The organism is Candidatus Pantoea bituminis (genome assembly GCF_018842675.1).
GTDB lineage: Bacteria > Pseudomonadota > Gammaproteobacteria > Enterobacterales > Enterobacteriaceae > Pantoea > Pantoea phytostimulans.
In genome coordinates this window covers 1,644,644-1,666,745 of sequence record NZ_JAGTWO010000004.1, presented here as the reverse complement: position 1 = coordinate 1,666,745, position 22,102 = coordinate 1,644,644, and the positions used below count along the sequence as shown (strand labels likewise).

At 49.7% G+C, this 22,102-nt stretch carries 18 protein-coding genes and 5 pseudogenes; 12 read left to right on the top strand and 11 right to left on the bottom strand.

What is annotated here, in order from left to right; translation table 11 throughout:
* Positions 1-16: 16 nt before the first annotated feature.
* Entirely contained in the window at positions 17-673 is a 657-nt protein-coding gene (locus tag KQP84_RS11575; protein ID WP_215846647.1) for a fumarylacetoacetate hydrolase family protein, read from the bottom strand.
* A 313-nt stretch (positions 674-986) separates the two neighbouring features.
* A complete protein-coding gene (locus tag KQP84_RS11570; RefSeq protein WP_215846646.1) occupies positions 987-1,262 on the bottom strand; it encodes a YcgL domain-containing protein in 276 nt (91 codons plus the stop codon).
* Positions 1,263-1,416: 154 nt separating this feature from the next.
* On the opposite strand from KQP84_RS11570, the gene minC reads away from it, so the two are divergent.
* Genes minC through minE form a run of 3 tightly spaced genes read left to right on the top strand, consistent with a single transcriptional unit; the run spans position 1,417 to position 3,237 of the window.
* The gene (gene minC / locus KQP84_RS11565; RefSeq protein WP_215846645.1) at positions 1,417-2,118 is read left to right on the top strand and encodes a septum site-determining protein MinC; all 702 of its coding nucleotides are present in this window, start codon (positions 1,417-1,419) and stop codon (positions 2,116-2,118) included.
* Positions 2,119-2,151: 33 nt separating this feature from the next.
* Complete coding sequence (gene minD / locus KQP84_RS11560) at positions 2,152-2,964, top strand: septum site-determining protein MinD (protein ID WP_215846644.1); 813 nt, start codon at positions 2,152-2,154, stop codon at positions 2,962-2,964.
* A gap of 3 nt (positions 2,965-2,967) precedes the next feature.
* Complete coding sequence (gene minE / locus KQP84_RS11555) at positions 2,968-3,237, top strand: cell division topological specificity factor MinE (RefSeq protein WP_031374622.1); 270 nt, start codon at positions 2,968-2,970, stop codon at positions 3,235-3,237.
* A gap of 54 nt (positions 3,238-3,291) precedes the next feature.
* On the opposite strand, the gene rnd is transcribed toward minE, so the two are convergent.
* From rnd to yoaA, 5 genes and pseudogenes are all read right to left on the bottom strand, one after another.
* A complete protein-coding gene (gene rnd, locus KQP84_RS11550; protein WP_215846643.1) occupies positions 3,292-4,413 on the bottom strand; it encodes a ribonuclease D in 1,122 nt (373 codons plus the stop codon).
* A 103-nt stretch (positions 4,414-4,516) separates the two neighbouring features.
* Positions 4,517-6,190 (bottom strand): long-chain-fatty-acid--CoA ligase FadD, encoded by a 1,674-nt coding sequence (gene fadD / locus KQP84_RS11545; RefSeq protein WP_215848268.1) that lies wholly within the window; start codon positions 6,188-6,190, stop codon positions 4,517-4,519.
* 208 nt (positions 6,191-6,398) lie between these two features.
* Positions 6,399-6,992: a Slp/YeaY family lipoprotein gene (locus KQP84_RS11540; RefSeq protein ID WP_215846642.1), complete on the bottom strand. Its 594-nt coding sequence runs from the start codon at positions 6,990-6,992 to the stop codon at positions 6,399-6,401.
* 56 nt (positions 6,993-7,048) lie between these two features.
* Positions 7,049-7,749: pseudogene (gene tsaB / locus KQP84_RS11535) on the bottom strand (tRNA (adenosine(37)-N6)-threonylcarbamoyltransferase complex dimerization subunit type 1 TsaB).
* A gap of 45 nt (positions 7,750-7,794) precedes the next feature.
* Positions 7,795-9,704: pseudogene (gene yoaA / locus KQP84_RS11530) on the bottom strand (DNA repair helicase YoaA).
* Positions 9,705-10,265: 561 nt separating this feature from the next.
* Here yoaA and KQP84_RS11525 point away from each other — a divergent pair.
* From KQP84_RS11525 to KQP84_RS11515, 3 genes are all read left to right on the top strand, one after another.
* The gene (locus tag KQP84_RS11525) at positions 10,266-10,574 is read left to right on the top strand and encodes a hypothetical protein (RefSeq protein ID WP_215846640.1); all 309 of its coding nucleotides are present in this window, start codon (positions 10,266-10,268) and stop codon (positions 10,572-10,574) included.
* A 275-nt stretch (positions 10,575-10,849) separates the two neighbouring features.
* Positions 10,850-11,089 (top strand): regulatory protein YcgZ, encoded by a 240-nt coding sequence (gene ycgZ, locus KQP84_RS11520; RefSeq protein ID WP_215846639.1) that lies wholly within the window; start codon positions 10,850-10,852, stop codon positions 11,087-11,089.
* 211 nt (positions 11,090-11,300) lie between these two features.
* Positions 11,301-11,654: a biofilm development regulator YmgB/AriR family protein gene (locus KQP84_RS11515; RefSeq protein ID WP_252515265.1), complete on the top strand. Its 354-nt coding sequence runs from the start codon at positions 11,301-11,303 to the stop codon at positions 11,652-11,654.
* Between the two features lie 75 nt (positions 11,655-11,729).
* Here the strand turns inward: KQP84_RS11515 and KQP84_RS11510 are convergent.
* Positions 11,730-12,592 (bottom strand): annotated as a pseudogene (locus KQP84_RS11510) (manganese catalase family protein).
* A gap of 273 nt (positions 12,593-12,865) precedes the next feature.
* On the opposite strand from KQP84_RS11510, the pseudogene KQP84_RS11505 reads away from it, so the two are divergent.
* A pseudogene (locus tag KQP84_RS11505) lies at positions 12,866-13,209 on the top strand (RidA family protein).
* 45 nt (positions 13,210-13,254) lie between these two features.
* Here KQP84_RS11505 and KQP84_RS11500 read toward each other — a convergent pair.
* Positions 13,255-13,446 carry a YoaH family protein gene (locus KQP84_RS11500; protein ID WP_215846638.1) on the bottom strand — a complete coding sequence of 64 codons (192 nt, stop codon included), beginning with the start codon at positions 13,444-13,446 and terminating at the stop codon, positions 13,255-13,257.
* 109 nt (positions 13,447-13,555) lie between these two features.
* Here KQP84_RS11500 and pabB point away from each other — a divergent pair.
* The 4 genes and pseudogenes from pabB (at position 13,556) to KQP84_RS11480 (ending at position 18,407) form a co-directional block, all read left to right on the top strand.
* Positions 13,556-14,913, top strand: a pseudogene (pabB, locus tag KQP84_RS11495) (aminodeoxychorismate synthase component 1).
* A complete protein-coding gene (locus tag KQP84_RS11490; RefSeq protein WP_215846637.1) occupies positions 14,914-15,483 on the top strand; it encodes a CoA pyrophosphatase in 570 nt (189 codons plus the stop codon).
* Positions 15,484-15,571: 88 nt separating this feature from the next.
* A complete protein-coding gene (locus KQP84_RS11485; protein ID WP_215846636.1) occupies positions 15,572-16,801 on the top strand; it encodes an MFS transporter in 1,230 nt (409 codons plus the stop codon).
* Between the two features lie 241 nt (positions 16,802-17,042).
* Positions 17,043-18,407: an L-serine ammonia-lyase gene (locus KQP84_RS11480; RefSeq protein WP_215846635.1), complete on the top strand. Its 1,365-nt coding sequence runs from the start codon at positions 17,043-17,045 to the stop codon at positions 18,405-18,407.
* A gap of 1 nt (position 18,408) precedes the next feature.
* Here KQP84_RS11480 and KQP84_RS11475 read toward each other — a convergent pair whose 3' ends face one another.
* A complete protein-coding gene (locus tag KQP84_RS11475; RefSeq protein WP_215846634.1) occupies positions 18,409-18,567 on the bottom strand; it encodes a hypothetical protein in 159 nt (52 codons plus the stop codon).
* 79 nt (positions 18,568-18,646) lie between these two features.
* On the opposite strand from KQP84_RS11475, the gene pdeD reads away from it, so the two are divergent.
* Positions 18,647-20,209 carry a cyclic di-3',5'-guanosine monophosphate phosphodiesterase PdeD gene (gene pdeD / locus KQP84_RS11470; protein WP_215846633.1) on the top strand — a complete coding sequence of 521 codons (1,563 nt, stop codon included), beginning with the start codon at positions 18,647-18,649 and terminating at the stop codon, positions 20,207-20,209.
* Between the two features lie 92 nt (positions 20,210-20,301).
* Here the strand turns inward: pdeD and KQP84_RS11465 are convergent, their stop codons facing one another.
* A complete protein-coding gene (locus KQP84_RS11465) occupies positions 20,302-21,870 on the bottom strand; it encodes a TerC family protein (RefSeq protein ID WP_215846632.1) in 1,569 nt (522 codons plus the stop codon).
* Between the last annotated feature and the right edge of the window lie 232 nt (positions 21,871-22,102).

The following is a 22,102-nucleotide window of genomic DNA, read 5'->3' as shown; positions in this document are numbered from 1 at the left end:
GCGGCGATGCAAGTTTTTACAATACGCGGGTGCTAATTCCGTGGCCCGCCAACGACACTTCCAGCGTATCACCAGAATGCATTGGGCCGACACCTTCCGGCGTACCGGTTAGCACCACATCTCCGGCGCGCAGGGTAAAATACTGACTCATATGCGCAATCAGCGGCAGGATTTTATGGATCATATCCGACGTATTGCCATGTTGTCGAACCTCACCATTAACCACCAGCTTCAACTCAACATTTTGTGGATCGCTAAACTCCGATACAGGAATAAAACCCGACAGCGGACAAGAGTTATCAAATCCTTTTGATTTTTCCCAAGGCTGGCCCGCTTTTTTGAATCCAGCTTGCAGATCACGCAGGGTAAGGTCCAGCGCCACACCGTATCCGGCGATCGCTTTTGCCACATGTTCTTCGGTTGCCTGTTTCAATGTGGCCCCAATGAGAACCGCCAGTTCGATTTCGTGATGAACCTCACCAAAGGCGCTGGGAATTGACAGCGGCTGACGCAAATCACACAACGCCGTTTCCGGCTTGATAAACACCACCGGCTCAGTTGGCGTAGCGCTGCCCATTTCCTTAATGTGTTTCGCATAGTTGCTGCCGACGCAAACCACTTTGTTAACCGAATAGTCCAACAGAGCGCCTTGCCAGTTACGATGCTGATACATGCTAATCCCCTGCTTTTGTTAGGTGTGGCGCCAGCGATGCTGGCAGATTGATGAGTGCGCACGCGTTGGTCAGAAAGCCAACCTCGTCGGCAAATAATAAGATGCTTTTAACGGTAAGGTATGTGGAAATTGTCAAAAACCGTTAATTTGTCGACGACAGTGGCGATTAAGTGCGCAGAAACGTTACCGGAGGACATAAAAAATAACGCTAATAACGGCGTAATTACGCCGCTGTTAATAATATAAAGTTGTAAAGAATATAATTCGCTAAGAAAGAGCTGATCAGATAATTATATTTACAGATGAATCCGAATTAATCTTTTTTATCCGATCCAAGATGAACTTTTAGCAAATTTTCAATCGGTGGTGGAAGCTGCAAATAATAGCCTTGTTCGCTTAAACCTTGCTTAACTTTATTGATATCCGCATTAGCCAGTTTGTCGCGCCCCTCCAGCGTTAGCACCATTGCCAGCTTTGGCTTACCAAAGCCTTTGAGCAGCGCTTCCGGCACCCTTGAAAAATCGTCTCTTTTTTCAACATAGAGATAAGTTTGATCACGCATTGGACTTCTGTAGATCACACAAAACATATTTTTTACTCGAATTAACCCGCAATGAGGCTTGTCTGAATATAGCTGTAACTATAACATGCTTGCAGTACTTCGAATATTCACCGTTTTTGTAAAATGATGGATTTATCATCGCTTAGCAAACGGTAGTGAAAACAGGACTGAGTCGGGACAGATGTCGCAAACGCCAATCGAATTCAAAGGTAGCAGTTTCACCCTGTCTGTCGTTCATCTGCATCACCACGATCCTGAGGTGATTCGCAAGGCACTTCAAGACAAGATTGACCAGGCTCCAGATTTTCTGAGAAACGCACCGGTGGTGTTGAATGTTGCGACGTTGACCGGAGATGTGAACTGGAAACAGTTGCAACAGGCGGTGCTGGCAACAGGTTTGCGTATTGTTGGCGTCAGTGGCTGCAAAAACGAAGCGCTAAAGCGGATGATCGTCCGTGCGGGTTTGCCTGTTTTGGCAGAAGGTAAAGAGGGGAAAAAGCGCAGCGAACCCCCAGAGCCAGAAGCGAAACCGATCGTGGCTGAACCGGTTGCCACCAAAACTCGCATCGTCAACACACCTGTTCGCTCGGGTCAGCAAATCTATGCGCGCAATGCCGATCTGATCGTGACTAGCAGCGTCAGCGCCGGGGCAGAACTGGTTGCCGATGGCAATATCCATATTTACGGCATGATGCGCGGGCGGGCGCTGGCGGGTGCCAGCGGCGATCGCGATTGCCAGATTTTTTGTACCAACCTGGCTGCAGAGTTGGTCTCAATTGCCGGCGAATACTGGATTATGGATCAGATCCCGGAAGAATTTTTTGGTAAAGCCGCGCGCCTCTCGCTTCAGGATGGCGCGCTGACTATCCAGACACTTAATTAGGCCCCTTTTCTTTCGTTAAGGAAATCAACATTTATGGCACGCATTATTGTAGTTACATCCGGTAAAGGGGGCGTTGGTAAGACCACGTCAAGCGCGGCCATCGCCACCGGTTTAGCGCAGAAAGGCAAAAAAACGGTAGTTATCGATTTTGATATTGGTCTGCGTAATCTTGATTTGATTATGGGTTGTGAACGTCGTGTTGTTTATGACTTCGTCAATGTCATTCAAGGCGATGCCACACTGAATCAAGCGTTGATCAGAGATAAGCGCACCGAGCAGCTCTACATTCTGCCCGCCTCACAAACGCGCGATAAAGATGCGTTAACACGTGAAGGTGTAGAAAAAGTATTGAATGATTTAGCGACCATGGAATTTGATTTCATCGTCTGCGACTCACCAGCAGGTATCGAAACCGGTGCATTAATGGCGCTCTATTTTGCAGATGAAGCGATCATTACTACCAACCCAGAAGTATCTTCAGTACGCGACTCGGATCGTATTCTTGGCATCATCTCTTCCAAGTCTCGCCGTGCTGAAAACAGCCAGGAGCCCGTTAAGGAGCACCTGCTATTAACCCGTTATAACCCTGGCCGCGTCAGTCGTGGCGACATGCTGAGCATGGAAGATGTGCTGGAAATCCTGCGCATTCCGCTGGTTGGTGTGATCCCAGAAGATCAATCTGTCTTGCGCGCCTCCAACCAAGGTGAGCCGGTGATCCTCGACAGCGAATCTGATGCTGGCAAAGCCTATGCCGATACCGTTGAACGGTTACTCGGTGAAGTTCGCCCCTTCCGCTTTATTGAAGAAGAGAAGAAGGGTTTCCTGAAACGCCTGTTCGGGGGATAAACCATGGCATTACTCGATTTCTTTTTATCCCGGAAGAAGAACACTGCCAATATAGCCAAGGAAAGGCTACAGATTATCGTGGCAGAACGCAGAAGGGGCGACAGTGAGCCCCACTATCTTCCGCAACTTAAGCGCGACATTCTGGAAGTGATTTGCAAATACGTGAAGATCGACCCGGAAATGGTTACTGTCCAACTCGATCAGAAAGGAGATGACATCTCAATTCTGGAGCTGAACGTGACCTTACCGGAAACGGAAGAAGTGACTAAATGACACCAGCCGTTTCCTGAATTTCCCCTGCGCTGTTGCAGGGGAAAGTTCAAGAGACTAAACGTCAGCCAGAATTTTATCGATACCCGGCTTTAACAGCTCGCCCCGCCATCCTGTCAGCAATTCGGGTAGACGTCCCTGTGGCTTTAATCCCCAGTGTTGACTCAATACCTGATTGATCTGTCGACGCGATGCCAACAGCTCCTGACTAAATCCGCTCTCTTCACTTACCTGCTGCACCAACGCTTTCATCGCTTTGAATACCTGCTTGTAGTGCGGATGATCGATCAGATTACCCAGCGGCTGCGGAAGTTCACTTTCATCCAGCGCCTGCGCCTCAGCAACCAGCGCCACCAGCGTTTTACCGTGAAAACGAATCTCATGACCTGACAAACCCAGATGATCCAGTTCACCCAATGAACCCGGCATAAAGCGCGCCACTTTCCATAAGTGCTCTTCGCGCACGACAAAATTAACTGCCATATCTTTTTCACGCGCCACTTTCAAACGCCACGCAGCTAAGCGTTGCAGTACCGCCAACTGGCGTGGACGCAATTGCCAGGCATTGGTGATATCGCGCCAGGCTTCTTCTGGTGCCAGCGCATCCAGACGACGCTGACAAAGGTTGTCGCACTCGCTCAGCGCAGCAGCCATATTGCCCGCTTCGGTAGTTAACGCCATCAGCTGATGGGCGATTGGCAACAAATAATGCACATCCGCTGCTGCATAAATGCATTGGCGCTCCGTTAATGGGCGCGCCAGCCAGTCGGTACGCGATTCGCTCTTATCCAGTTCAACCTGAGTGAAGTGCGCAACCATTGAAGCGAAGCCCCATGAAAGCGGCTGACCGGAGAACGCGGCCAGGATTTGCGTGTCGATCATCGGCTGCGGCAATACGCCAAAACGATGCAGGAAGACTTCAAGATCTTCGCCACCGGCATGCAAAAATTTAGTGACCTTGGTGTCAGTCAGTAAATCAATAAAAGCGGACCAGTCACTGATTTTTAAAGGATCGATCAGAACCAGCTGTTCATTATCGAACAGTTGAATCAAGCCCAATTGCGGATAATAGGTGCGGGTGCGGACAAACTCAGTGTCGAGCGCCACAGCGGCATGTCGGCGCGCCTTTTGGCACACCAAAGCCAGTTGATCATCTTGGTCAATCAGGGAATAGTTCACGTTCAATTTTCCACCGCAGCAAACAACGCGCGGTGCTCCATGTTAAAAGCAATAAAAACGCCGGTCATCGCCGGCGTTCAACCTGTAAATGTGTTGAGGCTCATTAGGCGCTGGGTTTCGCCTCATCACGCAATTCCCGGCGTAGAATCTTGCCGACGTTGGTCTTTGGCAATTCTTCGCGGAACTCGATAATTTTTGGCACCTTGTAGCCGGTTAACTGGCGACGACAGTGATCAAGCAACTCTTCTTTGGTCAGAGACTGATCCTTTTTTACGATGCAGACTTTCACTGCTTCGCCGGATAAATCACTGGGTACGCCAATGGCCGCAGCTTCACGCACTTTAGGATGTTGCATTAGCACATCTTCAATTTCGTTAGGATAAACATTGAAACCGGAAACCAGAATCATATCCTTTTTACGATCGACAATGCGGATAAATCCTTCCTGATCAACGGTAACAATATCACCGCTGTGGAGCCAGCCATTTTTAAGCACTTCAGCGGTGGCGTCTGGATGCTGCCAGTAACCTAACATCACCTGCGGGCCACGAATGCACAGTTCGCCCGGTTCACCTGGCGGAACATCATTACCCGCATCATCCAATACCCGAACGTCGGTTGATGGAACAGGCAAGCCAATGCTGCCAGTGTGGCTACTGATGTCATAAGGATTAACCGAAACCAGCGGCGAACACTCTGTCAGACCATATCCTTCCAGCAAATAGTGCCCGGTCAGTTTTTCCCAACGCTCTGCCACCGCTTTTTGCACTGCCATACCGCCGCCTGCAGAAAGGCGCAGCGTAGAAAAGTCGAGTTTGTTAAACTCCGCGTCGTTCAACAGGGCGTTAAACAAAGTATTGACGCCAGTGATCGCGGTGAACGGAAATTTGGCCATTTCCTTCACGAAACCGGGAATATCGCGTGGATTGGTGATGAGCAAATTTTGTCCGCCCAGCTCCAAAAAGAGCAGCCCGTTAACTGTTAAAGCGAAGATGTGATAAAGCGGCAATGCCGTGACAACGCACTCTTTACCGTCACGCAGCACTTTGCCATAAGTCGCGCGGGTCTGTTCGAGGTTGGCCTGCATGTTGCGATGCGTCAACATCGCCCCCTTCGCTACGCCCGTGGTACCGCCGGTATATTGCAGAAAGGCTAAATCGTCATTGCTGATTTCAGGGCGTTGATATGGCATGTCAGCGCCAAGCTGCACTACGCTGCGAAAGGAGATCGCGCCCGGTAGATGATATTTGGGAACCAGACGCTTAATGTATTTAACCACGAAATTAACCAGCGTCGCTTTTACCGGCGCCAGTTGATCACCCATTCGCGTCAGGATGACGTGCTTAACTTGGGTCTCCGCCGCCACTTTTTCCAGCGTATGCGCAAAATTAGAGACGATGACAATCGCGCTGGCCCCGCTGTCGTTGAGCTGATGCTTTAACTCGCGCGGGGTATAAAGCGGGTTAACATTCACCACCACCATTCCCGCACGCAATACACCAAACAGTGCCACTGGATATTGCAGTAGATTTGGCATCATTAACGCTACACGATCGCCGGGTTTAAGCTTCAACGCATTTTGTAAATAAGCGGCAAAAGCCCGGCTTTTTTGCTCCAGTTGACGGTAGGTCATTTTTTGACCCATGTTCCAAAACGCAGGTTGTTCAGCGTAGCGCTTTGCGGCTTGCTCAAACAGATCCACTAAGGAGGTATAACGATCTGCACTAATTTCAGCCGGAACATCAGCCGGATAGCGTTTTAGCCAAACCTTATTCAAGGATGCACCCCGATAATCATGTTGTATTCCCATCGCCGCCTCGCCCAACTGGTTTGTTAACAATATTTTAACTGATTGTACCAGTCTGCGTATTTCGGCCTTTAGAGGTTGCGAAGTTCATCACTAAATTTCGTGCCAGTGAAAAAGCACAATAAAAAAGCCCGGTTACGCGCGCTGCGACCGGGCTGAAAAATTAAACGAGCCAGATCTATTCTGTCAGGATAGTTTCCACCTGAGCGGGACCGCTGCTATACATGCCCCAATAAGGATTTGGCCCCCAATAACCGGCGCGATGCCGCGTTGGTCCGTACCAAATCCACGGATCAATGGGTTGCGGTGGCGACATCACCTGTTTGGTTAAATGCCAGCGTTGATAACCCCGCACATCGATCACGACAAAGTTATATTTGGCTTCACCAATCATTCCCGCTTCAGTGCCTTTGATGGCTCCTAGCACGGTAACAAACTGGTCTTTTACGTCGACGGGATCGACGAAGCCATGAATATCAGCGTATATCCGTCCAACGGAAGCCGCGCCAAGGCGTGGACGTGCGCTATCATCCAGCGGCTGGGTCGCAATTTCAAGGCGGGTTTTGCCATTGAGGTTCTTCACGTTGACCACCTTGCCGCCAAAACGTGACTCCTGACCTTTATAAATGGCTGGATCATTCATCACGCGCAATAGATCTTGCTGCGGGAGCGCCGAGCCGCCTTTAATGTTGTCCGGGATGGAAACACAACCCGTTAAAATCAGCGTGCAGGTCAACAACAGGCCCGACAGGCTCTTACGGCAAATTGACATAGGCGATCTCCAGATAATAATTGTTTAGACTGGTCGCATAACAATAAGTTGCGTGGCTATTCGCGGCCCGGTAATTTTTCCAGGCGACTTCATTACGCAAGTAAGTCGGTTCCGCATGTTCAGGCAGAACCGTTTTGCCCTGCTCAAGCGCCTGTTGTGCTAATGGCAGCATATCTTGCGCAGCCGGAAGCAAAACTTCACTTGCAGTAAGTTGCAGCGCATGACCTTGTTGTAATTCAGGATAGGCTTGCCAACCGGTGCCAGCGGTGTGCCATTCGCCTTCCAGCGCCTGCATGCGTGTTAACGCCGCCTCTGGCGATAGTACGCTTTCACTGGCTTCACCCTGCCATACGCCTTTCTCATCACGCTGATATTCGGCCCAGTAAACTTCACCCATACGCGCATCAATGGCAGCCAACACCCGGCTGGCGCCCTGTTGACGCCAGGCACCTTGCGCTAGCGTGGCTAAAGTCGATACACCAATCATCGGTAGCGTTGCACCAAACGCTAAACCTTGTGCGATGCCAATGCCGATACGTACGCCGGTAAAACTGCCAGGGCCACGACCAAAAGCCAGCGCATCTAGCTCAGTTAATTCAAGCTGCTGTGCCACTAATAATTCTTCAACCAGCGGGAGAATACGCTGCGTATGATCGCGCGGCGCAATTTCAAAGCGAGCATCAATGTATTGCTGATTTAACAACGCGGCTGAACACGCTTCTGTCGCGGTATCCAGCGCTAAAATTCGGGCAGACATAACCACCTCTGGAGATTCAAAAACGGCGCGCATCTTAGCACAAAATTACGCTGTCGGTTGCTGACGAATGAACGCAATCGCACGGCCAATATCACGCGTACGCGGCGTGGGTGGCAGGCTGTTAAGGAACAAGGCGCCATAAGGACGCGAGACTAAACGCTGATCGCAAATCACCAACACCCCCGATCTTCAGTATCACGAATAAGACGACCGACGCCCTGTTTCAGCGTAATCACCGCATCCGGTAATTGCACATCCGCAAACGGATCGCCGCCGCGAATGCGGCAATCTTCCATGCGCGCTTTTAACAGCGGATCTTCCGGTGATGTGAACGGTAATTTATCGATGATAACTAATGAAAGCGCGTCTCCCCGCACGTCCACGCCTTCCCAGAAACTGCTGGTCGCAACCAGCAACGCGTTGCCTTTCTCGATGAATTGTTTGAGCAACTGACCTTTGCTGGTCTCACCTTGCACCAACACTGGCAATGTCATTGAGGCGCGGAATTCTGCCGCCAGCTCACGCATCATCAGGTGAGAGGTGCAAAGAAAGAAGCAGCGCCCTTTATTGGCATCAATAAGCGGTTTCATCATCTGCGCCAGTTGACGCGCACCACCGGGGCGATTGGGTTCAGGTAAATGACGCGGCACGCAAAGCAGCGCCTGCTGGGAATAATCAAACGGGCTGTTGAGAATAAGGCTTTTCGCCTGATTCACGCCTAAGCGATCGGCAAAGTGATCCATCTTTTCATCGACCGCCAGCGTGGCGGAGGTAAAAATCCATGCAGCTTTGCGATTATCCATGACTTCGCGGAAGCGTTCCGCTACAGAAAGCGGCGTCAACGCCAGGGTAAAATGCCGTGAAGTGCACTCATACCAATAACTAAAGCCAGGTTCGCTAATGGCGCGCAGCCGCTTCAGGCGAGTCCGATAAAGAGCGGCACGCTCAAAAGCGGCATCCAATAAAGCGGAACGACCCAGCGACATTTTTATAACGTCGTAACAGAGTTCCAGCGCATCATCTAATAAGGTGAACATGCGCATAATATTGTTATCGCTGAGCAGGTCACGCAAATTGCCGCGATAGCCCGGATCGCCCAAGGATAAGCGAAAATCTTGCGCGCATTGCGCCAGGCGATCGGCTGATTTTTGCAGTTGCTGTACATCGCGTACTTCAGTGCGATAAGCAATGATGATGTCTTTGGCGAGATCCAAAAGCTGGCGGCTGGAAAGTTGTTGGCCAAAATATTGGCTGGCAATATCAGGCAGCTGATGGGCTTCATCGAAGATCATTACGTCAGCTTCAGGGATCAATTCAGCAAAGCCACTCTCTTTAACCACCAGATCAGCCAGAAACAGATGGTGATTCACCACCACGACGTCAGCATCCATGGCACGTTTCCGCGCTTTAACGACAAAACACTCTTTATAGAGTGGGCAGTCGCTGCCGAGGCAATTGTCGTTGGTGCTGGTGACCAAAGGCCAGATTGGGCTGTCTTCCGTTACGCCACCACAGCTACTGATATCACCATCTGCGGTTTGCGATGACCATCCACGTAACGTGACAAGATCGGTCAGCGCCTGCACAGTCAAATCGCCGCCCGCCATGGACTGCTGTTCCAGACGTTCAAGACAAAGATAGTTTGAGCGCCCTTTTAGCAAGGCCGTTTTGCCCGTGAACTTCAGCGCTTTGGCAATGGTGGGCAGATCGCGGCTATAAAGCTGGTCCTGCAAGGCTTTAGAGCCGGTGGAAACGATGACCTTTTTACCGGCACGTAACGCTGGGGCTAAATATGCATAAGTTTTTCCTGTGCCGGTTCCCGCTTCTACCACCAGCTCGCCCAAGCCTTTCACGGCTTCTGAAACCGCCTGCGCCATTTCACGCTGCGCTTCACGGGGTTTAAAGCCAGCTATCGCCTGCGCAAGCGCGCCATCCACTGCAAAATCGTCTGTCACACACCCTCTCAAAGAACAGCAAAAACACTGTAATTATGTCAGTATTGTAGGCGTTAAGCAAAAGGCCCGAATTATCGTAAATTTTGTATTATCCCTTGTTTTGTATGCAATTAAACAGTTACCTCCCCCTTTATGCTGCGCGTTGTAAAATATTATTTTTGAAAGACAAGCCGATGCAGACGCGAAATGAAATGAGGAGAATCGACTTGAAGCCGAAATTAAAACAAGCATTAAAAATATTTGTTTTAAATTGCCGGTTAACCCTCTCTTTTTCAGCCTTATTAATTAAAGCAACCAGCCCTCTAAATGACGCATAAACCACAATAAAAATAAGTTGTTATCTGCAGCTCATATCACGACGTATTATCAGCGTTTATTCACTACGGATTATCACGATTTATTCCAGAAAATTGCAGCAATAATAATAGTGTCAACAATCTCTGCCTATTGCTGTTATAAGCTGAAGCCAACAACGTCGCTCCCAAAATCATTATTTTCTGCTAGGCTTAAATTTCAACACTAGGTAAATCACTACAGCATCAATATAACGGAGGTACAACTTTGCTATTTCATGATGAACAAAAAGGACATGCCGTTATTGGTGAAGCAGCGGTAAGTCTCGCCGTTAACGATCAGCAAATCAGTGTCGATGCGTTGATGAATAAACTGACTTTGATGGCCGAGGTTGAGAGCAGCGATGCGCGTCTACAACTCATTTATGACGCGCGGAAATGGTTATCAAGCTTCTTGCAGCCGGCAAACCGCAATCGCGCTGAGCTCAACTGGCTCACGCTTACCGGTCAACCCAAAGAGGGAAACCGTATATTTGGTACCGATCTTTGGCTGCAGCAAAGCGCTGTAAAAGAGTAACCTGTAGCGCTTTCCGGCAGATGCACCCTCTGTGCATCTGCTTTCTCCTTCCTCAAGCAAGACAAATCCTGAACACCCTCAGCCGATCCGCTTTTCTAATCAAAAAATATTAGTTCATAGCTGTGACTTAAGTGATTGTTTATCCTTAAATGGTTTCCTAACGTTAAAATTAAATCCCTAAGCTTTAACGAATCCCTGTACAAAGGTTTAGTTTTTGTATAACTTTCGCCTCAGAAAACGCCGATCACCAAATGATGACATATTGAGGGTAGAACATGCGCCAGAACGGACTCGTACCGAATTCCGCAAACGACATTGCCCGCTATTTTAACAAGGCTTCGCTACCCTCCCAGCAAGAAACCCTGGGACAGATTGTTGTCGAGATTCTTCGTGCAGGTGGCAATCTCAATCGCAAATCCTTGTGTACCAAATTAGTGCGCCGTCTTGAACTTGCCTCAAGCGCTGAAGAAGAACGTCATTATCATGTTTTGATTGGTCTGTTATTTGGCCGCTGATGATTTCATCGCTCATTCACTGGGTTCATCCATTAATTTTACTCAGCGAAAAGAGAAATGAATAAAAGACGTTTTTGCGCCTGCCTTTACGGCTTATCCTTGAAAGTATCATCCAATAATTAATAATCTTTTGGGATTCAGTTATCTCTAAAAGAGAAAAGCAAAATACCTTTTCATTTCAGGAAGAGATCGTAAAGCGCCGAATCGTCAATTGGCGCGCGTCATATATATAGTTTTAACAACCAGCACTGATGAAAATAAACACTGGATTGCTTCCGAAAAACAACAAATTATAGTCGAGAATATTGTAATGCAGCACAGCACAATCATTAATAATAGTTCCGCCTCTCTTTCAGATAGCGGAGACAGGTATTCTCCAGAAACTCAGCTTTTAAATGCGATTGTAGAGCGAGTTGAAATGGCTAATGGGCATGTCAGTAATAAAGCGATTATTCTTTTTATTATTGCTGAGTTGGAAAGCAGTTCTGATCACGTAAAACAGGATCTGCTAAGAACGCTGTTGGAAAGGGTTGTCAGCAAAACACCCGACGATCATGGGTTTTGATTTTACGTTTAGATCAGCATAAAAAAACCGGCAAATGCCGGTTTTTTTATGACTTGAGCATTCAGGCTCAGATGATTATTTTTTCAGAACAGAAGGCGATGATGCAGATGCTGAAAGCATTTGTTCCGACTGCGCACCTGACCCCGCACGAGCATGCCCTAAAACAGGTTCTTCACCCAAAATATCAGGCTGCTCTTTCGCACTAAATTCGCCAACACCATCAAATGCCGGTCCTTCACTCCAGCGTCCTTTAGGCAGTGGTTTGTCTAATGAAGTATTGAGGCAGTAATAGGAATGTTCCTGCGCCTCTTCAGATTGCGGGAAACTATTAGGAATGGGTAGAGAAGCACTCAATCCGCCCATATCCTCAATGACCGCCAGCCACTGTTGCTGGTGCATTGTGTCGCGAGCAATCAGGAAGAGAGAAAATCTTTCATTCCCTTATCTTCCGTAAGATTGTACAAACGGGTAGCCAGCACGCGGCCTGTTGCTTCAGCGGTAACGTTAGCCAACATGTCCGCCGCGACGTTTCCAGAAGCATAAATGTGACTCATATCGAATGATACGCCGTTTGCATTAACCGGCATCGCAGCCAGGCCAGATGACAATATATGACGCGGATTCATTCCGCCCAGTATCGCATTAACCACCGGATCTTTTGCAGAAGCTTCCTGATAAGAAAGCGGTGCACCCTCCAGATTAAGCGCAACAGCATGGCCAAGCATTTCAATATGGGCTAACTCTTCTGTTGCCGTTGATATCAGTAGATCTTTAATGCGCGCATCACCGCGTGCGCCCATCGCCTGAAAGAAATACTGCATCGCAACACGGATCTCGCCTTCTACCCCACCAATCGCTTGTTGCAACAACATCGCAAACTCGGGATCGGGCTTTTCGACACGGACGGGATACTGAAGTTTTGATGAATGATGGAACATGGTTTTCTCCTGGTAAGTGATTCGCCTGAAGTTGCCCATTAAGCCTGGAACGAGGTCGCTGAGAATAAAAGCGTAACGAGAAGGATTCGTATTAGGCTATTTTGTTTTTTTATTTTAATTTCAACTAATTAAGCGGAGAAAATTTTTATGACTTCATCTCTAAAAAAGAGAAGCCAATGCTTTCATTGATGGCGTTTACGCCTTTTTTAACAAAAGATGACAGCAATGGCAGAGTTATGTCAGGCTAATCGACTTAAAACTAAGGAGAAGAACATGAGCATTACGCGTATTGACCCGGAACACCGCATGTCTGAAGCCGTGATTCACAATGACACTGTTTATTACACCAGCGTGCCGGAAAATCTGGATGCAGATGCGGAAGAGCAAACGGCAAATGCTCTCGCTGTTATTGACGCACTGTTAACGCGCGTGGGAAGTGATAAAAGCAAAATCCTTGATGCCACCCTATTTCTGGTCGACAAAGCCGATTTTGCTGCAATGAATCGCGCCTGGGACGCATGGGTTTCCCCGATAACGCCCCCGTTCGCTGTACGGTTCAGGCCGGTTTAATGAACCCAAAATACAAAGTTGAAATCAAAATTATTGCTGCTCTTTAAACCATACTGAAATAGACGAAACTGAAGTAAGCAAAACGGCGGGCGTCAGACTTCTTCATCCTCGTCTTCATCTTCAAAGAGCGCTCGAATTTGCTCGCCTTTATGATTTTGACGAATTTCTTGAGCAACCTGAGTGATGGCTTGACCGCTAGACATGCCGCCCGCCATCAACTCCTGAATTCGCTCAACTGCCTGCTGCTGCTGTTCGTGAGAAAGTGCCGGTAAACCTGTAAACATGTTCTACTCCTGGTTTTGGGCGGACATTATTCCACGTGGAACTAACAGGTGCTAGTGCGTTAAAAATATGTCAGTCTAGCGCCCTCATTGACGTTTGATCTTTTGCCCGATGATTGTAGAAACCCTCAGCTTAAAGTATACCCCGGATGCGCTTACCCAGCGCTTTGCCCGCATAGCACATCTTCCCTGGGCAATGTTGCTCTCTTCTGGCAATGCCGATCACGCCGATAACCGTTTTGATATTCTCACCGCCGATCCGCGCGTGACCTTAACCACACGCGGGCCGCTGACCGCTGTTTGTCAGGATAATCAGGTTATTGACACGCCGGGTTGTCCGTTACAACTGGTGCAACAGCAGTGCGATGCCCTTGGCATAAAGCCAACATCCAATGCCAATCTGCCTTTTCAAGGTGGGGCGCTGGGCCTGTTTGGTTATGATCTGGGTCGCCGATTTGAATCGTTGCCAGCGATGGCCGAAGCCGATCTCAATACGCCCGACATGGCGGTTGGCATTTATGACTGGGCGTTAATCGCCGATCACCATTTACACTCCCTCACGCTGGTTGCGCTGAATGATCTACAGGCACGCCTGGCATGGCTTGAAAAATGGCCTGTCCGCGCTGCCCTGCCCTTTTCGCTTACCAGCAGCTGGCAATCCAATCTCAGCTACGACGACTACGCCAAACGCTTCCACGCGGTGCAGGCGTATATTCAGGCGGGCGATTGTTATCAGGTCAACTTTGCGCAGCGGTTTCAGGCAAGCTATCAAGGTGACGAATGGCAGGCGTTTTGCACCCTTAACCACGCTAATCGCGCGCCGTTCAGCGCATTCTTGCGTCTGCCCGACAGTGCGATTCTGAGCCTGTCGCCGGAGCGCTTTTGGCGCTTGACCAGGGTGTGATTGAAACGCGTCCCATCAAAGGAACGCGCCCAAGAATGGACGATCCCGTCGCCGATCGCCAGCAAGCCGAGCAGCTTGCCGCCTCTGAAAAAGATCGCGCCGAGAATTTGATGATTGTCGATCTGCTACGTAACGATATTGGACGTGTCGCGTTGCCCGGTTCCGTCAGCGTGCCGGAATTATTTATCGTTGAGCCTTTTCCGGCGGTGCATCATCTGGTCAGCACCATTCGCGCCACATTACCTAACACTTTGCACGCCACAGATTTATTGCGCGCCTGCTTCCCCGGTGGCTCAATCACCGGCGCCCCCAAAATCCGTGCAATGCAAATTATTGATGAACTCGAACCGCAGCGCCGTAATGCATGGTGCGGTAGCATCGGTTATCTCAGCCTTTGCGGCCGCATGGATACCAGCATCGCCATTCGTACACTGATTGCCGAAGCGCAGCAGCTTTATTGTTCCGCAGGCGGCGGTCTGGTCGCAGACAGTGAACTGGACGCGGAGTATCAAGAAACCTTTCACAAGGTGAGCCGCATTTTGCCGACCCTTGAGCAGGGAGAGTAAATGACACCTTCACTGACGCTTGAAGCCTTTCGTAGTCGCTTTATCTTGCATCAGCCGCTGCAGCAAACGCACCGCCTGGCAGGCCGTCATGCTGCGGTTTTAGTGCCGATTATTGCGCGTGAACAGCCTGGATTGTTATTAACACAACGATCCCACGCCTTGCGCAAACATGCAGGCCAGGTCGCGTTTCCTGGCGGCATGCAGGATGCCAGCGATGAATCGTTGATCGTTACGGCATTACGAGAAGCGTATGAAGAAGTGGGCATCGACCCTAGCCAGGTCGAGATACTCGGCAGCTTACCTGCAGTCACCAGCAGCACCGGTTTTCAGGTAACACCGGTTGTGGGCATTATACCCGCAACACTTTCTTTGCGGATCAATCCTGATGAAGTACAAAGCGCTTTTGAAATGCCATTAGCGGAAGCGTTGCAGCTGAGCCGATATTCCTCGTTGACTATTCATCGTGCCGGTATTCGACATCCAGTTTGGCTCTCAATTTATGAGGATTACCTCGTTTGGGGCATGACCGCTGGCATCATTCGCGCTCTCAGCCAGCAGATCGCCTTCTAACGATGCACAATTGGCGGTAAAACCGGTAACAGTATGTTGACCAAAAGCCGCTCTTTATGCTTTAAAAAGACCCTTTTCGGAGAAGACATTGAACGACACAGTAATAGCCTGTTCTTCTGGTCGTGCATTCCATTACCCTTCGTTTCGATATTTGTTTACTGCGCGTTTCCTCACCGTCTTAGGAAATGCCATTGCGCCTATTGCACTGGCTTTTGCGGTTTTGGACATCGGTGGATCAACCGGGGAATTAGGGTTTGTCGTTGCCGCACGTTCTGTTTTTAACATCGTCTTTTTATTGATTGGCGGCATACTCGCTGATCGCTATTCCCGACGCGTTGTTCTGTTTTCATCTTCAATGATGGCTGCACTCTCTCAGGCAGTCGTTGCGTGGACGGTGCTCGACGGATCCGCGACCATTGTGTCGTTAGCCGTACTTGGCGCCTTTAACGGCGCAGCTGCCGGTATCGCACTGCCAGCGTCTTCGGCAATGGTGCCTCAAATCGTCCCTGCGCATGCTCTTCGTGAAGCCAACGCATTTATTCAACTCGGCGTTTACGCGGGAACCGTCATTGGTGCCTCGCTGGGCGGATTATTAACCAGCGCGGTCGGCCCCGGATGGGGATTAGCTATAGATGCGCTGGGGTTCGCCCTTTCCGCGCCACTTTATACCCTGATAAGCACGCGCCAGGTTGCGTCTGCAGAACCGAACAGCAATATCCTTCACGATCTGCGAGACGGCTGGAGAGAATTTATTAGCCGCGCCTGGGTGTGGATTATCGTGGTTCAGTTCACCCTCGTTAACGCCGCGTTTAGTGGCGTGATGATGGTAATCGGACCTGTTGTAGCTGATTCAACCTTTGGCCGAGCAGGCTGGGGAATGAGCTTAGCGGCACAAAGTATGGGCTTGTTTGTTGGATCTTTTATTGCACTTCGATGGCGTCCACGCCGGGAGCTGTTTGTTGGCACTCTGCTGGTCGCTCTTTGTGCGTTACCCATTATCGTGCTGAGTTTGGTTCCTTCTGCTTTACTGTTGATGGCTGCATTTTTCATCGCCGGCGTGGGATTTGGCCAGTTTGGTGTCGTTTGGGCACATTCGCTACAAACACATATCGCCCCCGATAAACTGGCACGCGTCTATGCCTGGGACGCGATGGGTTCATTTGTGGCCATTCCTGTAGGCGAAGTCGCCGCTGGCCCGCTGGCTATGCATTTTGGCAATATGAACGTACTGCTGGCTTCAGCCGCCGCAGTGCTGATTGCCACACTGGCCGCGAGCCTGACACCCGCAATTCGACGTCTCGATAACACCACGACGTGATGTGCCAGACCTGGACAGGGGCTTCGCATTCTTTGTGATTGTTCTGTTCGGTCACGCCCAGTTTCCTTTAGCCCCATGTCCTAAACTTTGCGGTATGCAGTCCGCCAGAACGATAATATTTTCTCGCCTTTTTAATTAGTTTTTTCATGCGAAAAGCTACTGCTTTCTGGTTGGTGATGGTTACTATTAGCGCCATAAACTGCTTCGGCAGACTTAGAATAATTTGTGAGGAGTGTCACCTGTGATTAGCGTTTTCGACATGTTCAAAGTGGGCATTGGCCCATCAAGTTCTCATACTGTTGGTCCGATGAAGGCCGGTAAACAGTTTGTGGATTTATTATCAGAACAGGGAAAGCTGCATGATGTGACACGGATTGCGGTTGACGTCTACGGTTCACTCTCTTTGACCGGCAAGGGTCACCACACTGATATCGCCATTATTTTGGGATTAGCAGGTGAATCACCGGACAGCGTCAACATTGATGCTATTCCTGCTTTTATTAAAGACGTTGAGCAGCGTGAACGTCTGTTGCTGGCTAAGGGCGCGCATGAAGTCGATTTTCCTCGCGAAGGCGGCATGGTTTTCCGCGGTGAGAACCTCTCGCTGCATGAAAACGGATTGCGCTTACTTGCTTTTGCCGGCGACCTGTTAATTCTGTCTAAAACCTACTATTCCATCGGCGGCGGCTTCATCGTCGATGAAGAGCATTTTGGTCAATCTGCGCTAGACGAGGTATCGGTTCCCTGGCCCTTCCACTCCGCTAAAGATCTGTTAGCGCACTGTCGCGAAACCGGCTTATCGCTTTCTGGTTTGGTCATGAAGAATGAACTGGCGCTGCATTCACGTGATGAAATATACGCCTACTTCACGACTATTTGGCAAACCATGCAGGCCTGTATTGATCGGGGTTTAAATACTGAAGGCGTGTTGCCAGGTCCGCTGCGAGTGCCGCGTCGAGCGGCGTCCCTGCGTCGTCTTTTAGTCTCTTCTCACAAGCACTCCAACGATCCGATGGATGTTATCGATTGGGTCAATATGTTTGCTTTGGCAGTTAATGAAGAGAATGCTGCTGGCGGACGGGTGGTGACTGCGCCAACTAACGGGGCCTGCGGTATCGTGCCCGCTGTGTTGGCCTACTATGATCATTTTATCGAAACCGTTACGCCGGATATCTTTATCCGCTACTTCCTGGCATCAGGCGCCATTGGCGTGCTGTACAAAATGAATGCCTCCATTTCTGGTGCCGAAGTAGGCTGTCAGGGAGAAGTTGGCGTGGCGTGCTCTATGGCCGCAGCAGGCTTAGCCGAATTGCTCGGTGGCAGCCCGGAACAAGTCTGCGTCGCCGCAGAGATTGGCATGGAACATAACCTGGGATTAACCTGCGATCCAGTTGCGGGTCAGGTGCAGGTTCCCTGTATTGAGCGCAATGCGATTGCTTCAGTGAAGGCGATCAATGCGGCGCGTATGGCGCTACGTCGTACCAGCGAACCGCGCGTGTCGCTCGATAAAGTTATCGAAACTATGTATGAAACCGGTAAAGACATGAATGCGAAATATCGCGAAACCTCGCGCGGTGGTTTGGCGATTAAGGTCCAGTGCGATTAAATTAAGCGATACGCAAAATGCTTAATTTACGTGCAATCGTTTTCAAATCCGCATCCTCCGCTATCTCAGCCCCTGGAATTATGTAAAGTAATTTTCCGCGCGACTTGAGGGTCGCGCAATTTTCTAATACCGCTTTTTTCAGTGCCGTTTTCAGGAACATGGCCTAAACCTGGACCGTGTCGTGCCGATAACAACCCCGTTATATTGGATTTCTCTTGCTCTTGGGAAGGTGGTTACTGATGCTCATGGCCCAGCAATTTGTTGGACAATTCAGGCGCAAGCGCTTGCTTATTGCGCTGGTGATCGCCGCCATCGTTCTTATTTTGACTCTGGCTTTTCGCTTTATTGAAGAGAAGTCACGTATAGAGCAGCGAGCACTTAATTTTGCCGATAACGCCATTATGCGTTTTGATCGGATGTTCTCGCCGTTAGATGTTTCAGCGAATAACACGCTGGGACTGGTGGGCGTTTCCTGTAGTGATGTACGCTTTCCGCTGATCGAAAAAATAGCCGCCTCACAAACTGTACGCGCTATTTTGCTGGTGGAAAATGACACCATTTACTGCTCCAGTATTTATGGTCCTCGCGATATCTCTTTCAGTCAGAATTACCCTGAACTCGCCATTAATAATCAGCGCATGATGTTATCAACCGATAATTTTTTGCTCAAAGGCTCACCGGTTTTGCTGCTCTGGACACCTAAAAGTATCGATAACCACTCCGGTATATTGCAGGTCATTAATATTGAGTTGATGAGCAATTATCTGCTTGAGCCTCAATTGCCGTGGGTTGAGCGAGCGATTCTTAACGTTAATGGCGACAGTTTGGAATATGGCAATCCGCTGATTGAACCAACGGTGCCTTCAGAGGATGAGGTGAGCTACAACGAAGCGTCGCTACGTTATCCATTTAGTATCACGCTGTATGGCCCTTCGCCTACGCGACTGGCACTGGCGACGTTGCCTTCCCAGCTTCCGCTGGCCTTGCTGTTAAGCCTGCTAATGGGTTATATCGTCTGGCTGGCAACGGCTAATCGCATGAGTCTGAGCTGGCAAATTAGCTATGGCATTACGGCTAACGAATTTATGGTTTACTGCCAGCCGCTGATCAACGCCAAAACAGGCGAGTGCGATGGCATTGAGTTACTGCTGCGCTGGCATAACGCGCGGCAGGGCTGGATTGCACCCGACGTGTTTATTCCGCTGGCTGAGCGTCAGAATCTGATTGCTCCGCTCACCCGCTTTGTACTGAATCAGGTCGTTGCACATTTACCTATTCTGCCGCGCTGCCCTTCCTTTCATATTGCCATTAACGTCGCTGCCAGCCACTTCCGCAATCGGGCGATTGTAGAGGATCTGCAGCACCTTTGGTGGCCGGCTAACCCCGTGCCGAAGTTGGTTGTTGAATTAACCGAGCGGGATGCGCTGCCGGTCGTCGATCAATCAGTGATTTCTCAGCTGCATGAGATTGGCGTTCGGCTGGCGATTGATGATTTTGGAACCGGACACAGCTCGCTTTCCTACCTAAAAGATTTGAAGCCGGATGTTCTGAAAATCGACAAGATTTTTACCGCTGCAATTGGCACTGATGCAATTAACGCTACCGTAACGGATATGGTGATATCGCTGGCGCAGCGCTTGAATATCAGTCTGGTGGCAGAAGGTGTTGAAACAGCGGAACAAGCGGCCTACTTAAGAGAGCGTGGCGTTGATCATCTGCAAGGCTATTATTATGCGCGCCCGATGCCGCTGGGAGATTTCCCGGCATGGCTGGAACACCATCAAAGTGACATTGAAGCTTAATAATTTAACCGGCTCTTTCACTGCTTCGACCAAAACATAAATCAAAAAAAACGCACCGATCAACGGTGCGTTTTAAGTTCGATTATTTCGCTTTACGCCTGCTGTTCTTCATCTTCATCGTAAGGCTTGTCCTTGGTCACACGCACCAGGTCAACGCGATAATCTGTCGCTTCGATAATTTGGAAATGCAGTGGCGCGATATCAATAACTTCACCCGGCAGCGGCAGCTGACCTTTCTGAGCAATCAATAAACCGGCCAGTGATGCATGATCCTCTTCAGGATCGACCAACTCATGAAAGTCGAGTAGCTGCTGCAATGAATGCAGATCCGTCCCACCCTTTACTAACCAACCGTCACCATCTGCGATGATATCCGGCGTTTCATCTTCATCCGGGAACTCACCGGCGATAGCTTCCAACACGTCTAGCGGGGTAATTAAACCCTGAACGACACCGAACTCGTTGGTAACGATAACAAAACTGCCTTTGGCACGACGCAAAACACCTAGCAGGTTGATCGGATCCAGCGTTTCCGGCACAACAATGGTCGGCGTATTTGCAGCAAAGGATGCTACGTCTATACCATGTTCCAGCGCCACTAACAGCTCTTTCGCCCGCACTACGCCGACGATTTCATCCAGTTCACCGCGACATACAGGGAACAAGCTGTGAGGCGTATCAAGCAGCTGAACGCGAATCTCATCAACCGGACGATTGGCGTCTACCCAAGAAATTTCACCACGCGGGGTCATAATGCTACGAATAGAACGTGATGCCAGCGTCAGAACACCATTGATCATGTAGCGTTCTTCATCTTTAAACGCTTCCTGTGGCATCGCCTCGGCTAAGGCTGATTCTTCACTGCTTGTAGGCTGCGCGCGATTTCTTCCACCCATTAAGCGCAAAATAGCTTCTGCGGTACGTTCACGCATGGGACGATGCGACTGATGACGAATGAAGTTGCGACGTGCAATCTGGTTGAACATCTCAATCAGGATTGAGAAGCCAATGGCAGCGTAGAGATACCCTTTAGGAATGTGGAAACCAAAACCTTCCGCCACCAGCGACAAACCGATCATCAGCAGGAAGCTCAGACACAGCACCACTACGGTTGGATGCGCGTTGACGAAATTCGTCAGCGGCTTCGACGCCAACAACATCACACCCATGGCAATGACCACGGCGGTCATCATCACCGGTAAGTGGTTTACCATACCTACAGCGGTAATCACCGCGTCGAGTGAGAACACCGCATCTAACACCACAATTTGCGTCACCACCGCCCAGAAACTGGCGTAGCCACGATTACCTGAACCTTCAAGCTGACGGTTTTCCAGCCGCTCATGCAGTTCCATCGTTGCCTTAAACAGCAAGAACAGACCCCCTGCCAACAAGATTAAATCTCGTCCAGCAAAGCTGAAATCGCCTACGCTGAATAGGGGCCGCGTTAGCGTCACCATCCAGGAGATCAGCGACAACAAACCCAAACGCATGACCAAGGCCAGTGACAAACCGATCAGACGCGCTTTATCACGCTGCTTCGGTGGCAGTTTGTCGGCCAGTATGGCGATAAACACCAGGTTGTCGATGCCTAAAACGATTTCCAGCACGACAAGCGTGAGTAAACCCGCCCAAATTGAGGGGTCGAATAGAATTTCCATTAATGACTCCTGAACGAGGAACAGATTGCGCGAGAGTGTGCCAGCACCATTGGGCGTGACAAAAATGCATTTGAATGAGCAGTGAATACGCCGTCAGGCGTGAAATGACGCGCCAGAAGGCGCAAAGAACAGGTTAAGCGACGTCGGTGACGATCCATAAAGGTGGGCTGATGCCCGTTACTCCTGAATAATAAACAGATCGTTAATGTAACAGTTAGTGCAATGGCGTCAA